The organism is Psychrobacter sp. ASPA161_6 (assembly GCF_051970285.1).
Classification (GTDB): domain Bacteria; phylum Pseudomonadota; class Gammaproteobacteria; order Pseudomonadales; family Moraxellaceae; genus Psychrobacter; species Psychrobacter glaciei.
In genome coordinates this window covers 21648-35609 of the sequence record NZ_JBEFNJ010000003.1, presented here as the reverse complement: position 1 = coordinate 35609, position 13962 = coordinate 21648, and the positions used below count along the sequence as shown (strand labels likewise).

Sequence of the window (13962 nt, the reverse complement as noted above, 5' to 3'; positions counted from 1 at the left end):
TTAAATATAGTATAGATAAGATGCTCAAATTTATCGTGTATATCATACGCCAATAATATCATGGCTTAATGATTATTGAGTAACGGTGTGCTAACGTTGGCTTTATTGAGTCAACCGCTTCGATTTATACGATTCTGGATATGTTTATAGGTTCTTACCCATCTCTCCTCAAAGGGACATTGAATTTCCTATATAATGTGAGCTATTTCGTTGTTGACGATCCATTCAATTTAGGCTTTTTTCTTAGTAAAAAAGGCTTCTTATCAGGTAAAACGGTGCTTTATGTTTAACGCTTCCTCGACTCGTTTAAATAAATACATCAGCGAAAGCGGCATTTGCTCTAGGCGCGACGCTGACCGCTTTATTGAGCAAGGTAATGTGTACGTCAATGGCAAGCGTGCTCAAGTAGGCGCGCAAGTGGTTGCTGGAGATGCGGTGAAAGTTAACGGGCAGCTCATCGAGCCACGAGAGGCAGATGATTTTGTGTTTATTGTCTTAAATAAGCCAGTGGGCATTGTGAGCACCACAGAAAGCTCTGAGAAAAATAACATTGTCGATTTTGTGAGACACAGTTTACGTATTTTCCCGATTGGACGTCTAGACAAAGATTCTCAAGGGTTAATCTTTTTGACCAATAATGGCGATCTGGTCAATAAGGTGCTACGTGCTGGTAATAACCATGAAAAAGAGTATCTGGTCACGGTCAATAAGCCGTTAACCGATAGTGTTATTGAGGGTTTGGCCGGTGGTGTGCCGATGCTTGGCAAAATGACGAAAAAATGCCCAGTGACTAAAGTAGCGCCCAATGTGTTTAACATCACGCTAGTGCAAGGTCTGAACCGTCAAATTCGCCGTATGTGTGAGCATTTTGGCTATGAAGTCGTCAAGCTTGAGCGTACACGGATTATGAATGTAAGTCTCAAGGGTACGCCCGTTGGAGACTGGCGAGATTTGACGCCAAAAGAGTTGTCTGTTTTACTTAAGTCTGTAGAAGATTCTTCTTCGCAAGATAGTAAGTCACCTAAGAAATCTCGTAATGCACCACGAAAAAACCCTCGTACTGATGACTCGTCAAAAGCAAAGTCGTCTTCAAAACCAGCGGGTGCAGCAAAGGGAAATAAAAAACACTCTAAGGATGATGCTAGAAAACCAGCGGGTTCTAAAGGTAGAGATGGGCGTCCTGCTGGTCGTGGTAAGCCGTCAGGGGGTAATGGTAAGTCTGGGGGCAATGGCAAACCTGCTACCAATGGCAGGCGTCCTTCAAAAGGCCGAGGGTCTAAGCGGTAGTAGTTTCGCGATCATAAGTTTTTGACGTGCGACTGCTTTATTCATGTTTTAAATGTCAGTAAGCTAAATAATTTCAACTTTGATCTTAACGGGATAATATTATGTTTAAAATAAAAGTAGAACGCATTGTCAAAAAACCGATTGATGAGGTGTTTGAAGCACTGAGTGACCATGCCAGTTATGGCTCATTTAAAGCAGTAGGTGTAGCTAAGTTGGTGAATGAAGGTGACGAGGAGCGCAATGGCGTTGGGGCTTTACGTAGCATTCAAACGGGACCTGTTAAGTTTTGGGAGCGAATTACGGCGTTTGAGCGTCCTACTCATATGGAATACCAAATCGAAAAAGCTAAACCTATAAAAATGCAACATGATAAAGGCGTCATTGATTTAAAAGACTTGGGTGATGGCACTACACACGTGACTTGGATATCTGAGGGTCGATTGACGGTACCATTGCCATTAATCGGTCGCCTATTTGACCGTCAAATGCAGAAACAAGGAACCATAGGGTTTAGTAGCATACTCAAATCTATAGAAAGCCGCTAATCTAGCGGCAATACTGGCTTTTTTGATATAACTATTTTGATATAACTATCTAGTGGTGGTTTATTTTATTTGAGCCATCACTGTTAGTTTTAATCCGATTTTTTCTTAGCAGCTTCAATCTCGTTAAAGCGCGCTAATTGCTCTGGTGTTGCTTTTTGTTGATACTTTTCTTTCCACTCAGCATAAGGCATACCATAAACAAGCTCGCGCGCATCCTCGTATTCGATTTCAATACCACGCTCCTCACCAGCCGCTTTATACCATTTGGATAAGCAGTTACGACAAAAGTCGGCAAGGTTCATTAGCTCAATATTTTGTACATCTTTACGCTCGTCTAAATGAGCTAGTAAGCGACGAAATGCCGCGGCTTCTAATTCGATGTTTGATTCTAATTTTGCCATAAAATTTTTCCTAATTGTAATTGAGTCATCTCAAAACTGAAATGATACTAACGATATAAATATTGCGCAACCTATGTCGTTCTATATTAAAAAAGTCTATCAGTAAACTTGGCAAACTTATTATAGTAAGGTTTATCGACTTAAAGCCTTTTAATCATGATATTAAATCACGCTTCATTCCTATCTGCTCTTTGGTCGATCGTGAGCTAAGTTTCTTCTTTGAATTCATGAATATTTTTTTACCAGTCACGCATCATAATGTCATGTATCCATTTTACGTAGTATCAGCTATATCATCACTTCTAGAGAATCGTCGTTAAATGATTTGACTGTTATCATTTTAGCTGTTAATTTTAAGTAGCGTTTTGAATGTTAAGCAGTTTTAATTTAAAGTGCTTATGTCTTTTAAGGCAGATTAATTAAGTCTTAATATCAATCAAATGTCAAAAAAATAATCGCTATCAAAAGGAATTGATAATGAAATTAGCACCTTTTTTTTCGATAGGTGCACTAGCAGCTATTAGCCTTTTTGGTTGTTTTGGCCAATCTGATAACAGTAGCGAAGTTGCCTCAAATCAAGAAGTTACCGTTCTACGTTTCTCCCATTTTTATCCCGCCACTGCTGATGTTAATAAAGAAATCTTTGAGCCATGGGCCAAAAAAATTGGAGAAGATTCTAATGGTCGTCTTAAGGTTGAGGTATATCCATCGGCAACACTCAGTAAAGCAGATACCGCTTATGAATCCACAGTAAAGGGAACGATTGACATCGGTTCTCAAGTACAGGGTTATACTAGTGGCCGCTTTCCACTGACCCAGATTGCAGAGCTTCCCGGTTTGTCTAATTCATCAACACAGACAGGTTGTATGCTGCAAACCCTTTATGAAAATGGCACTATATCTAGCGAATATGAAGATTCACATCTCCTTTTTATGTTCGCTACCGGCCCTGGTACATTACATAGTGCTGATAAGCTTATTCGAACTCCAGAAGATATGAAAGGGATGCGTATCCGCAGGCCATCTGCTGTAGCAGGTGATATTATCGAAAGTATGGGTGCCTCTCCTGTGGGTTTACCTGCCAATGATATATATACGTCTCTACAGCGCGGTGTGGTTGATGGATTAAGCTTTCCATGGGAGGCGATCACAACTTTCAAGCTTGATGAGTTAACCAAATATCATACCAATATCCCATTTTATAGTTCTGCTCTGATGATGACTATGAATAAAGATAAATATGAAAGTTTGCCTGATGATTTAAAAAAGGTCATTGATGATAACTCAGGCATGGCTCTTACTAAGAAAGTTGGTGAGATGTGGGATAGAACTGATTTATTAGGTTTGCAAGCTGCTAAAGATAGAGGTGATGAGATCATTGATATTCCAGATCCACTTAATGATCCAGATTGGAAAGGACCTCTGCTAAAAGGAACACAAAAATACTTAGACGATGTAAGCGCATTAGGACTCGATGCTGAAAGTGTCTATGAAAAAGCAAAAGCTGCTAGTGTGGCCTGTAAGGTCTAATTATTTTTTAATATTAGGGCGTGTCATCAAATCTCCTATAAAGCCCAAAAATTAGACAAAAAAAAGCCTCACTACCTATATTAAGGAGTGAGGCTTTTAGTGCTTTTTCAAGCCATATTTGGAGCGGGAAAAGAGATTCGAACTCTCGACCCCAACCTTGGCAAGGTTATGCTCTACCACTGAGCTATTCCCGCTAATTATCAATTAACTATCGTCAGTTGATGATGGCGTATTATACGCAGTTTTTTTGATGTGTCAACACCCATGACGAAAAAAACCAAAGTTAGTAAAATAGGCGTGTCTTCTAGCCATAAATGTATGTTATAACAGTTTATTATAATATGTATTCCAAAAGCTTTGCATTACATAAATAAGCTGGGATGCACTTTATAATTTAACCTCAATTACATTCACAGTTATCAATACTTATAAAGATAAGTCATAGGGATATACAATGAGTCAACACTATACCATCGCCGATTATTTGTTTGATCGTGTCGCAGAAGCAGGCGCATCTGAGATATTTGGCGTACCTGGTGATTTTAACCTAACTTTTTTAGACAATGTTCTCGCATCTGATAAGCTGCGCTGGGTAGGTAATACTAATGAGCTAAATGCCGGCTATGCTGCTGATGGTTATGCACGCGAGCGTGGGTTTGCCGCGATGGTAACTACTTTTGGTGTGGGCGAGTTATCAGCGATTAACGCGACGGCAGGCTCTTTTGCTGAGTACGCGCCTGTATTGCATATCGTAGGAGCACCAAGTACCGCTCTACAAGACTCAAAGCGCCGTATTCATCATTCGCTTGGTGATGGCGTATTCAATCATTTTATTAAAATGGTCGAGCCAGTGACCGTGGCACGGGCGCAAATTACCCCAGAAAACGCCGCCTCAGAGATTGACCGTGTCATTCGTTTGGTGCTAAAAAAGCATCGCCCCGGCTATCTGTTACTATCGCCTGATGTTGCGCGTCAGCCTATCTATCCACCAACCACCAAGCTGATTGACAGCCAAGAAGATATCACCAGTCAAGCGGCACTGGCAGATTTCAAACAAGCCTTGACGGAGTTTTTGCCAAACAAAACCATGATGCTTATGGCAGATTTGATGGTGCATCGTTTAGGGCTGCAAAATCAGCTCAAAGCACTGATTGCTGATACAGATATTCCTTATACCACACTGTCTTGGGGCAAAACGCTGCTTGATGAAAACAGTGATCGCTGGGCAGGAACTTATGCAGGTGTTGCTTCGCGTCCTGTGGTCAAAGATGCGGTGGAAAACTGTGAATGCCTGATCAAAGTAGGGGTGCAGTATACCGATACGACTACCGCAGGATTCAGCCAAGATATCAATGAGGATGTGGTCGTAGACTTGCATTATGAACGGGCTTCTATCAGCGGTCAAAACTTTGCACCGATTGCGCTAAAAGATGCGCTGCAAGCGTTACATAAAGTGATGACCTCTGGCATCAATATCGTACCAAAATCTTTCTGTGAGCCGGTCAACCCTCATGAACAAAATGGCAAGGATGATGAGGCTATCCGCCAAGACGATCTGTGGCATATCATCGCTGCGCGCTTAGATCATAATAATTTGGTTTTTTCTGAACAAGGGACAGCCTATTTTGGTATCAGTGATGTGCGTCTGCCAGAAGGGGTGACCTCTTATGGGCAACCGATGTGGGGATCAATTGGCTACACATTGCCAGCCAGCTTAGGTGCTGCTATTGCCTCGCCAAACAAGCGTGGTGTTCTATTAATCGGTGATGGCTCAGCATTATTGACTATTCAAGAACTGGCGGTCATGATTCAGGAGCGTATCAATCCAGTCATCGTCTTAATTAACAACGATGGCTATACCGTGGAGCGTGCGATTCATGGCGAAAACCAATACTACAATGATATTCCTAAATGTGATTGGCAGATCATGCCACAAGCCTTTGGTGCCAACAAAGAGAACAGTCTCATACTCAAAGTAGAAACGGCAGGTGAGCTAAAATCTGCCCTCGACAAGGCCGCTGCTACCACGGATAAATTAGTGATGATCGAGGTGATCGCGGATAAGCATGATATCCCGCCATTACTTGCAGATATCAGTGCCGCGCTGAAGCCAAAAAATGATTAATTAGTTCGCAAATAGCATCAACAATTATCAGTCATCGCCCCATTTAGCACTATTGCTAGGTGGGGTTTTTTTGAGCCTTTTTATGGTGTAAGTCAATTAAGCTGTTGTTCCTCTTATATCGCTTTGCAGACTTTAGTATCATGGTGGATTGGGCTATGTTCAGCCCTTAGCATTCAACAGGAGATGATCCCGTCGTGATTTGGTTAAAAATGCTTATTGGCGCTTTAATGGTACTGGCAATTCAATTATTTGCGCAAACTCGATTTTTTTATTTGGCGGCACTTGCGCCACTTTTCCCCACTTTTACATTAATCAGTCACTTCATCGTCGGTACTGAGCGTAGTCCTGCTGATTTAAGGGTTGCATTGATATTTAGTATGCTTGGTGTCATTCCGCACCTTATTTATACCTTTGTGGTGTTCTTTAGCATCAGCTATATCAGTTTATATAAGGCTTTACTGCTCGGCGTTGTCGCTTGGACAATAGCGGCGGCAATTTTAGTACTTACTTGGCAATACATTCAGGCTTAGTCAGTATTGGAAAGAGCATCTAAGATAGTATCCCAAACAGTTTCAACTGTATTTATAGGACTGAGGACATGTCATCAAACTCACTTGTATCATCATGACTAAAATGAGAGCAAGTATTGGTAAAAATCTTTATAGATAGTTTTTGTAGAAATGATAGTAGATGTTATTCTTAATGATATTTTTAATATTCAGATGTGGCGTCTACTGGTAAAGATAAAAGATTAAATTGTAATATTTTCGCACCAACTTAATTCATCACCATTGATAAAAATAGGGCTTAAAAAAGATGGATACCTTAAATATCCTATACCTCGTAGGTGCATTGTTAATTTTTGCCAGTATCATGGCCAGTACGTTATCCGCGCGTTTGGGCGTTCCATTATTGCTGTTGTTTTTGATGGTAGGGATGTTGGCAGGCGAGCAGGGTATTTTAGGTATTGAGTTTTCTCAATATGGTATTGCCAATTTCGTTGGGCAAGCAGCCTTAGCCTGTATCTTGTTAGATGGTGGTTTGCGCACCTCTTTTAAGTCGTTTCGGGTTGGTCTTAAGCCTGCCGTTACACTCGCTACTTGGGGTGTCCTCGCTACTGTCATGATACTGGGCGTTTTCGTGACTTGGCTACTCGATGTCGATTGGCGCTTTGGGCTATTGATGGCAGCCATCGTTGGCTCAACCGATGCGGCAGCGGTATTTTCACTATTACGTAATGGCGGTGTCAAGCTCAATGATCGCGTCCAAGCCACACTCGAATTAGAGTCTGGTGCCAACGATCCCTTGGCTATTTTATTGGTGACGGGTCTTATCGCTTTAAATGTTGATCCAGCGGGACAGACAGTATTTGGCTTTTTGATATTACTGTTCCAGCAGTTGAGCTTTGGGCTAGGGATGGGCTTGCTATTCGGTTATTTGCTGTCTCGATTATTGCCCAAGATACATTTAGCAGAAGGCATGTATGCTATTTTGATACTATCTGCTGGCTTGTCCGTCTTTGCCGCGACCAATCTAATTGGCGGTAGTGGATTTTTAGCGGTTTATCTCACGGGTGTGATGATTGGCAATCACAAGGTACGCTCCACCGAGCATGTGATGCGAGTGATGGACAGCTTTGCTTGGTTATCACAAGCGGTGCTTTTCGTAGTGTTAGGACTATTGGTCACCCCATCAAACGTCATCAATCTCTGGCATTATTCAGTCGCGATTGCCGCCTTTATGATCTTCGTTGCCCGTCCTATCGCCGTCTATACCAGCGTTAAGCCTTTTAAGTTTAAAGACAGAGAGATAGGCTTTATCTCTTGGGTTGGCTTGCGCGGGGCAGTACCTATTACCCTTGCGATATTGCCTGTTATGGCAGGGATAGATAACGCCTTTATGCTGTTTGATATTGCCTTTGGGGTCGTGGTTTTGTCCTTGATTTTGCAAGGTACAACCATTCCTATCATGGCCAATTTGTTTAAGGTGCGGATTCCGACCAATGATGATCCAAAAGAGGAGCATGAGGTTTGGGTATCGGATAAGGCAAGTATTACTTTGTATGAATTCGAAGTTCAATCAGGGGCATTTGCGATTGGTCGTCATCCGATGGATATCTCTAAACGCATTAGCTCTGATGAGATTAGTGTGTTTGCGCTGGTACGTAGGCAGAGAATCGTGGTCGTTGACGAAGACACGAAGCTGAAATTTGGTGACGGTGTCTGGTACGCCATGCGCGGCGATCATGCCAGAAAAATCGCTAAAATTTTCAATGATACGACATTGGATCGTAAAGCCATCGATGATTTTTATGGCGACTGGCTACTATCACCTAGCGTAAAGCTTGGAGATTTACCCTTCTTTACGGCTATGATGCAATCTGAATCACTGGTAGACAGCCTACAGTCTGATCCTAATGACAGCCCAAAAAGCATGTGGGAACAAACGGTCGCTGAATATGTGACAGGAAATCTAGGTACAGCACTGGTCTCAGGAGATACCGTCGCTATTAATGATAAGTGGTCATTGGTCATCAAAGAAATGGATGATAAAGGCAAGCTAAGAACCATTGGCTTAAAGCGTCAGGAGCAACCAATCTAATCAATCCACTATAAAAGCGTTACAGCGTTAACCTCGCTTGAGGTATTAAGTATACCTCTACACTCGGCGCCTTGTACCACTTTTAAATTGAACCGACTATAGCGATATAGCCATTTATCGTTGCTGGTGATGAGCCATGATTTAAACTGGCTTATATTAGCTGGCTCGTATTAGGCCACGCCTTATTCATTTACAGCTTTGGCGAGCTTTTTGATAATAGACGCATCATTTGACTTAAAAAATCAGCGACCTGTTTGTGCAAGTTTTCTCGGTAAGCCCAATGATGCTTGACCTCATAACTGGCCTCGGTGGGCAGTAGTATTTTCATCAGTCCCATCTCTTCATAACGCTTGGCTAAGTCATTGGGCAGGTAACCAACATGATGACCTGCCAAAATCAGCTGCGCGGTCGCCTCCATATGGTAAGTGGTGGCACTCAAGGTTTTTGGGCGCACATGATTGATACTCAAATCAGTAATATAGCCTCGTTTTATCCATGGATAGTTTTGTTCCAAATCCTCAAAGGTTAGCCCTTCTGACTCATAAAACAATCGATGCTCGCGTCCACAGCAAACTACCTGTTTCTCAATAAATGCTGGCTGGAACGTTAATAGTGGTGGAAAACTGCCAAAATATCCCACACCAATATCACTCTCGTTGCTTAGCAGCTTCTCTAACATGCTTTCAGGGCTTTGCACATCGATAGAAAAGTGGATAAGGGGATTGTCACGATAGCTAGCAGCCAAGCATTGGCGCAAGGCATCATAAAAAAACGTCGGCATCTGATCAATAAGACAAAGTCGAATATGACCGCCATGCACGGAGTCTAATTGACGAATATAATGCAGTTGATGTTGAAAGCTGGCAACCGCTTCGGTAAAACTCAAGCAAGCTTCATATACTGCTGCGCCATCTTCTGTCAGCTTAAAACCCGCGCGTCCACGATGACAAAGCGTCATACCCAAGCGGTCTTCTAAATGGGTCAAATGACCACTAATGACAGAGGTCGTCACATTCAAGCGCGACTGGGCGGCTGTCACGCCCTGACACTCTACAATCGCCATAAAGCTACGCAAGGTTTTGATGTCTATTTTTATCAATTCATCTAGCATCAGTAATTATTCCTCAGCACTTGTGATGTTTATCAAAATGAATTTTCTATTCATCACTTTTTTAGCATAAAATTTATATCAAACTTCTGATAATAACGGTTAAATCTAACTTACTACGAAAAACCAGAAGTTTACTTCTAAATTTTACCATGGTTTGTATTCAATTATTTAGGTATTGTCAGAGTCATATAAAAAGTGACATATAACAAATTGGCTATACCGACACACTAAAACAAGGATGTGATTTATGAAATTCAATCAACCATTAAGCGGCAACGACATGCCAAGATTTGGCGGCTTTGCTTCTATGATGCGCCTGCCGACTCAGGCTGATGCAGAAGGATTAGATGTGGCTTTCGTTGGTGTACCTTTGGACATCGGTGCATCAAACCGTAGTGGTGCTAGATTGGGACCAAGACAGATACGCGATGAATCACGCATGATTCGTCCTTATAATGTCGCTACTCGCGCTGCGCCTTTTGAATCCTTACAAGTTGCTGATATTGGCGATGTACCTATCAATACATTCAACCTGCTAAAAAGCGTTGATATCATCGAAAAATTCTATACAGAAAAAGTCGTCAAACATGGCGCGATTCCACTAACGTTGGGCGGCGATCATACCATTGCCTTGCCTATTTTGCGTGCGCTTGCCAAAAAACATGGCCCTGTCGGTATGGTACATATCGATGCGCATGCAGATATCAATGATGATATGTTTGGCGAAAAAATTGCTCATGGCACCCCATTTCGCCGTGCTGTCGAAGAAAACTTAATCGATGGTAACCGTGTAGTACAAATCGGTCTGCGTGGTACTGGTTATAGTGCCGAAGAGTTTGACTGGTCAACCCAGCAAGGCTTTCGCGTTGTACCTGCTGAGGAATGCTGGTACAAGTCGCTAACACCGCTCATGGCAGAAGTGCGTGAAAAGCTAGGCGATGGACCTGTCTATTTAAGTTTCGATATCGATGGTATTGATCCAGCGTTTGCACCGGGTACGGGTACTGCTGAAATCGGTGGTCTGACTTCAACTCAAGCCATAGAAATCATTCGCGGTATGCGTGGACTGGAAGTAGTCGGTGGCGATTTGGTAGAAGTGTCACCGCCGTATGACCCATTCGGTAACACCTCAGTACTGGCAGCGAACTTATTGTTTGAGATGCTATGTATCCTACCGGGTGTGCGCTATGACGATAAGGTCAAAGCTGTTTACTAATAGCTGTGTCTCATCATAATAATCATAAAAGAATGGATAATTAACAATCTCTTATTAGCTAAATTTGGCGTATAGGGTAGCTATCCCAATACGGTATATGAGCGGATAACGGCATCGTCACCAGTGTATTTGAGTTGCTGGTATTAATATAATTTGGTTAAGGAAGACCGCAATGAGCAAACCCTCTTCATTTTTTGGTCAAGATACGCTCTCTCCAAATGAGGCTGGACACAGTTTAGGTTCGATTGGTACGTTTGCGCTGTGGTTTGGTGCCAATATAGTCGTCACGACTATTTTAACTGGGATGCTGTTGGTACCTGATTTGCGGTTTACTACTGCTATAACGACGGTACTGATCGGCTCATTGATCGGTGCCATTCCGTTACTCTTAGTTGGTCTAATGGGTCAGCGCACTGGTTTACCATCGATGGCGCTCACACGTAGAGCTTATGGGCCATTGGGTAGTCAGTTAATTTCATTGGTAAACATGGGCGTGCTCATCGCGTGGAGTTGTATTCAGGCTTTGCTCGCTGGCATGAGCCTTAACTATGCCGTTGAAGCCACAACAGGCTATAGCAATCTGCCACTATTTGTCATTCTGTGTGAGACAGTCGTGGTGTTGATTGTATTACGTGGTCACCTTGGTATTGAGCTTGTCGAACGCTGGGCAGCATTAGCAATGGCAGGTCTTACCGTCGTGGTGCTCTATCAGTTAAATCAGCACTATGATGTTTCTACACTATTTGAGATGCCAGTTGAGTCGCGTAATGGTATTACGTTAGGTATCGCTTTTGATATTGTCATCGCCACTGCGTTTTCTTGGATGTCTTCGGCAGCCGATTACAATCGCAATTGCAAGACCTCAAAAATTGCAGTATGGGGTACTTATTTTGGTTATATCGTGGCTGCTATCGTTGCGATGGGTTTGGGTGCGACAATTTCAGGGCTTTCTATCCTAAATGGCATGGAGCAGACTTACGATCCGACTCGTTTGCTTGCTGAATTTGGTTTTGGTTTACCAGCTGCACTGGTTATTTTCTTCTCAGTCATGACAACCAATGTGATGGCAGTCTATAGCGCAACACTATCATGCATGAACATAGCGCCTAACATGAGCTTTTGGAAACCTGCACTTATCATTGGCTTAGTCACTATTTTTGGTGCACTGATTCCTAGTATTTTAGATCAGTTCCAAAACTTCTTGTTAATCGTTGGTGCATTGTTCATCCCAGCATTCTCAGTCATGATTGTTGATTATTACCTTGTGGGTCAAGAAGGTTATACGGCAAAACTGCTTGATTCTACTAAACAATTGGGCCGTCCTACGGCAAAGATTGCTATCGCGGCTTATTTAATTGGTGCTGCTCTTGCAGCTTACTGGACTTTGATCTCTCCTCCTTCTTTTGGTGCCTCGTTACCTGTCTTTATCATCACTGGCGGACTTTACTGGTTAGGTGCTACTTTATTTACTCGTTCTAGTGATGCCATCACTTCTGCTCAAAAGGAGCCTTCATTATGAGATTGATGATTGCTCAAACAAATCCTTTATGGGCTGAACCTGCTGCTAACTTAAAAGCATTGGAGTCATTATGTCGCCTAGCAGCAGAAGCCAAAGTAGACTTATTGGCACTGCCAGAGCTGGCATTCACAGGCTACAACATCTTTGAGCGGCTTGATAGCCTAGCGGAACCTGCTGATGGCTTAATCGTGACCGAAGTAGCCAAGCTTGCTGATAAATATAATTTGCACTTGCTATTTGGCTTTGCTGAGCAGGGTGCTGATGGTGAGTTTAGCAACTCTGCCTTATTGTTAGATGATAACGGTCAGCACCTTGCCACTTATCATAAGCGGCATTTGTGGGGCCGCGAAAATGAGTTCTTTGTTGCAGGTAAGCAATCTTGTGTGGTTGATACTCGATTCGGAAAATTAGGATTGATGATTTGCTATGACAATGAGTTTCCAGAAGTGGCAAGAGAGCTGGCACAAGCAGGGGCGGAAATCATACTGTCACCGACGGCAAATATGTTGCCAAATGCAGAGCGGCAGGTGCTACAAATACGCGCTCGAGCAATGGACAATCAATGCTTTGTCGCTTGTATTAACCGATCAGGTGTAGAACAAACGCTTCATTACTGTGGAAATAGTATCGTCGCTGGTCCGGATGGTGAGGTGCTCGGCCGACTTGGCTTAGCGGCTGGCACCTTGATAGTAGATATTGATCTCGCTTGCATTGATGAGAGTCGCACGCATCAAGACTATCTTAAAGACCTGCGTGTTCTTAAAGACAATCATGCCTTTAATGGAGCGGACTTATGAGTGAGCAATCATTACCGCGTATCAAACCAGAAAACTGGTATCGAACAACCACACTCAGCGATGGTATTACGCTCATCGATGAGCCGTGGATCAAGCCGTTTTTTCGCTGTAATCTATGGCACGTACGGGGTAGCGAACGCGACTTATTAGTCGATTTTGGATTAGGGGCTGTACCATTGCGCCGCCACGTTGCTTTGCTTGCTGATCGCGATATCGTTGGTGTTGCCAGTCATACTCATTTTGATCATATTGGCGCGGCAAGTGAATTTGACTGCTGTCACGTGCATTCTGCTGAAGCCCATATTCTCGCTGAGCCAGACAATGCTCGCACCTTAGCAGATATGTTTGTCAACGATGAGATGTTTGATGCACTGCCTCCTGAGCCTTATGCTCATTGCGGCTATAGAATTGCTGCACCAGCGAAAATAATGCAACTTGAAGACGGTGACATGATTGATTTGGGCAATCGTCAATTTGAAGTGATTCATACACCCGGTCACTCCCCAGGTGGTATTGCCTTGTGGGAATCAGCTAGCGAGACTCTGATTTCTGGTGATCTTATTTATGACGGCCCATTGATCGAAGATACATGGCATAGCAATATGTCTGATTATGCTAAGAGTATGCGCCGCCTAAATGCACTGCCTGTACGTGTTGTACACGGTGGTCATTTTCCCAGTTTTTCAGGCAAACGCTTAAATATCATGATTGATGATTGGTTACGGCACCATAAATTGTGATTTGTAGCATTTAATAACTATTTAAAACAAACAGCTAGCCAATATAAAAAGCTTAACTTAATACTTATTACATTCTTTAGGATAACTGAC

The 13962-nt window shown here is 42.8% G+C and carries 12 protein-coding genes and 1 tRNA gene; 10 read left to right on the top strand and 3 right to left on the bottom strand.

The window, feature by feature from the left end; all coding sequences use genetic code 11:
* The first annotated feature begins 282 nt into the window (after positions 1–282).
* Positions 283–1287 (top strand): 23S rRNA pseudouridine(2604) synthase RluF, encoded by a 1005-nt coding sequence (gene rluF, locus ACTQ9T_RS09365; protein ID WP_440464889.1) that lies wholly within the window; start codon positions 283–285, stop codon positions 1285–1287.
* Between the two features lie 101 nt (positions 1288–1388).
* A complete protein-coding gene (locus ACTQ9T_RS09360) occupies positions 1389–1832 on the top strand; it encodes an SRPBCC family protein (protein ID WP_440464888.1) in 444 nt (147 codons plus the stop codon).
* 89 nt (positions 1833–1921) lie between these two features.
* On the opposite strand, the gene ACTQ9T_RS09355 is transcribed toward ACTQ9T_RS09360, so the two are convergent.
* Positions 1922–2233: a DUF1244 domain-containing protein gene (locus ACTQ9T_RS09355; RefSeq protein ID WP_010199695.1), complete on the bottom strand. Its 312-nt coding sequence runs from the start codon at positions 2231–2233 to the stop codon at positions 1922–1924.
* A gap of 477 nt (positions 2234–2710) precedes the next feature.
* Between ACTQ9T_RS09355 and ACTQ9T_RS09350 the strand changes: the two genes are divergently transcribed.
* The gene (locus ACTQ9T_RS09350) at positions 2711–3763 is read left to right on the top strand and encodes a TRAP transporter substrate-binding protein (protein WP_010199697.1); all 1053 of its coding nucleotides are present in this window, start codon (positions 2711–2713) and stop codon (positions 3761–3763) included.
* 119 nt (positions 3764–3882) lie between these two features.
* On the opposite strand, the gene ACTQ9T_RS09345 is transcribed toward ACTQ9T_RS09350, so the two are convergent.
* Positions 3883–3957 (bottom strand) — tRNA-Gly (locus ACTQ9T_RS09345).
* 260 nt (positions 3958–4217) lie between these two features.
* On the opposite strand from ACTQ9T_RS09345, the gene ACTQ9T_RS09340 reads away from it, so the two are divergent.
* From ACTQ9T_RS09340 to ACTQ9T_RS09330, 3 genes are all read left to right on the top strand, one after another.
* On the top strand, positions 4218–5888 hold the full coding sequence (locus tag ACTQ9T_RS09340; protein ID WP_440464887.1) for an alpha-keto acid decarboxylase family protein: 1671 nt from the start codon (positions 4218–4220) through the stop codon (positions 5886–5888).
* A 209-nt stretch (positions 5889–6097) separates the two neighbouring features.
* The gene (locus tag ACTQ9T_RS09335; RefSeq protein WP_041753434.1) at positions 6098–6418 is read left to right on the top strand and encodes a GlpM family protein; all 321 of its coding nucleotides are present in this window, start codon (positions 6098–6100) and stop codon (positions 6416–6418) included.
* A gap of 286 nt (positions 6419–6704) precedes the next feature.
* On the top strand, positions 6705–8489 hold the full coding sequence (locus tag ACTQ9T_RS09330; RefSeq protein WP_440464886.1) for a potassium/proton antiporter: 1785 nt from the start codon (positions 6705–6707) through the stop codon (positions 8487–8489).
* A gap of 190 nt (positions 8490–8679) precedes the next feature.
* On the opposite strand, the gene ACTQ9T_RS09325 is transcribed toward ACTQ9T_RS09330, so the two are convergent.
* Positions 8680–9600, bottom strand: coding sequence for a LysR family transcriptional regulator (locus ACTQ9T_RS09325; protein WP_010199705.1), 921 nt, complete (start codon positions 9598–9600; stop codon positions 8680–8682).
* 247 nt (positions 9601–9847) lie between these two features.
* Between ACTQ9T_RS09325 and speB the strand changes: the two genes are divergently transcribed.
* The 4 genes from speB to ACTQ9T_RS09305 all read left to right on the top strand — a co-directional run bounded on the left by speB (position 9848) and on the right by ACTQ9T_RS09305 (position 13872).
* Positions 9848–10816, top strand: coding sequence for an agmatinase (speB, locus tag ACTQ9T_RS09320; RefSeq protein ID WP_010199708.1), 969 nt, complete (start codon positions 9848–9850; stop codon positions 10814–10816).
* A gap of 172 nt (positions 10817–10988) precedes the next feature.
* Positions 10989–12335, top strand: coding sequence for a purine-cytosine permease family protein (locus tag ACTQ9T_RS09315; RefSeq protein ID WP_440464885.1), 1347 nt, complete (start codon positions 10989–10991; stop codon positions 12333–12335).
* A complete protein-coding gene (locus ACTQ9T_RS09310) occupies positions 12332–13132 on the top strand; it encodes a carbon-nitrogen hydrolase family protein (RefSeq protein ID WP_440464884.1) in 801 nt (266 codons plus the stop codon). Before ACTQ9T_RS09315 ends, ACTQ9T_RS09310 begins: the two co-directional genes overlap by 4 nt.
* Positions 13129–13872: an MBL fold metallo-hydrolase gene (locus ACTQ9T_RS09305; protein WP_440464883.1), complete on the top strand. Its 744-nt coding sequence runs from the start codon at positions 13129–13131 to the stop codon at positions 13870–13872. Before ACTQ9T_RS09310 ends, ACTQ9T_RS09305 begins: the two co-directional genes overlap by 4 nt.
* Positions 13873–13962 lie beyond the last annotated feature (90 nt).

Excerpts from the sequence above, each read along its gene's own strand:
- ACTQ9T_RS09355 (WP_010199695.1), bottom strand. The coding sequence starts at position 2,233 with ATGGCAAAATTAGAATCAAACATCGAATTAGAAGCCGCGGCATTTCGT.
- ACTQ9T_RS09330 (WP_440464886.1), top strand. The coding sequence starts at position 6,705 with ATGGATACCTTAAATATCCTATACCTCGTAGGTGCATTGTTAATTTTT.
- ACTQ9T_RS09310 (WP_440464884.1), top strand. The coding sequence starts at position 12,332 with ATGAGATTGATGATTGCTCAAACAAATCCTTTATGGGCTGAACCTGCT.
- ACTQ9T_RS09325 (WP_010199705.1), bottom strand. The coding sequence starts at position 9,600 with ATGCTAGATGAATTGATAAAAATAGACATCAAAACCTTGCGTAGCTTT.
- speB (WP_010199708.1), top strand. The coding sequence starts at position 9,848 with ATGAAATTCAATCAACCATTAAGCGGCAACGACATGCCAAGATTTGGC.
- ACTQ9T_RS09315 (WP_440464885.1), top strand. The coding sequence starts at position 10,989 with ATGAGCAAACCCTCTTCATTTTTTGGTCAAGATACGCTCTCTCCAAAT.
- rluF (WP_440464889.1), top strand. The coding sequence starts at position 283 with ATGTTTAACGCTTCCTCGACTCGTTTAAATAAATACATCAGCGAAAGC.
- ACTQ9T_RS09350 (WP_010199697.1), top strand. The coding sequence starts at position 2,711 with ATGAAATTAGCACCTTTTTTTTCGATAGGTGCACTAGCAGCTATTAGC.
- ACTQ9T_RS09340 (WP_440464887.1), top strand. The coding sequence starts at position 4,218 with ATGAGTCAACACTATACCATCGCCGATTATTTGTTTGATCGTGTCGCA.
- ACTQ9T_RS09305 (WP_440464883.1), top strand. The coding sequence starts at position 13,129 with ATGAGTGAGCAATCATTACCGCGTATCAAACCAGAAAACTGGTATCGA.
- ACTQ9T_RS09335 (WP_041753434.1), top strand. The coding sequence starts at position 6,098 with ATGCTTATTGGCGCTTTAATGGTACTGGCAATTCAATTATTTGCGCAA.
- ACTQ9T_RS09360 (WP_440464888.1), top strand. The coding sequence starts at position 1,389 with ATGTTTAAAATAAAAGTAGAACGCATTGTCAAAAAACCGATTGATGAG.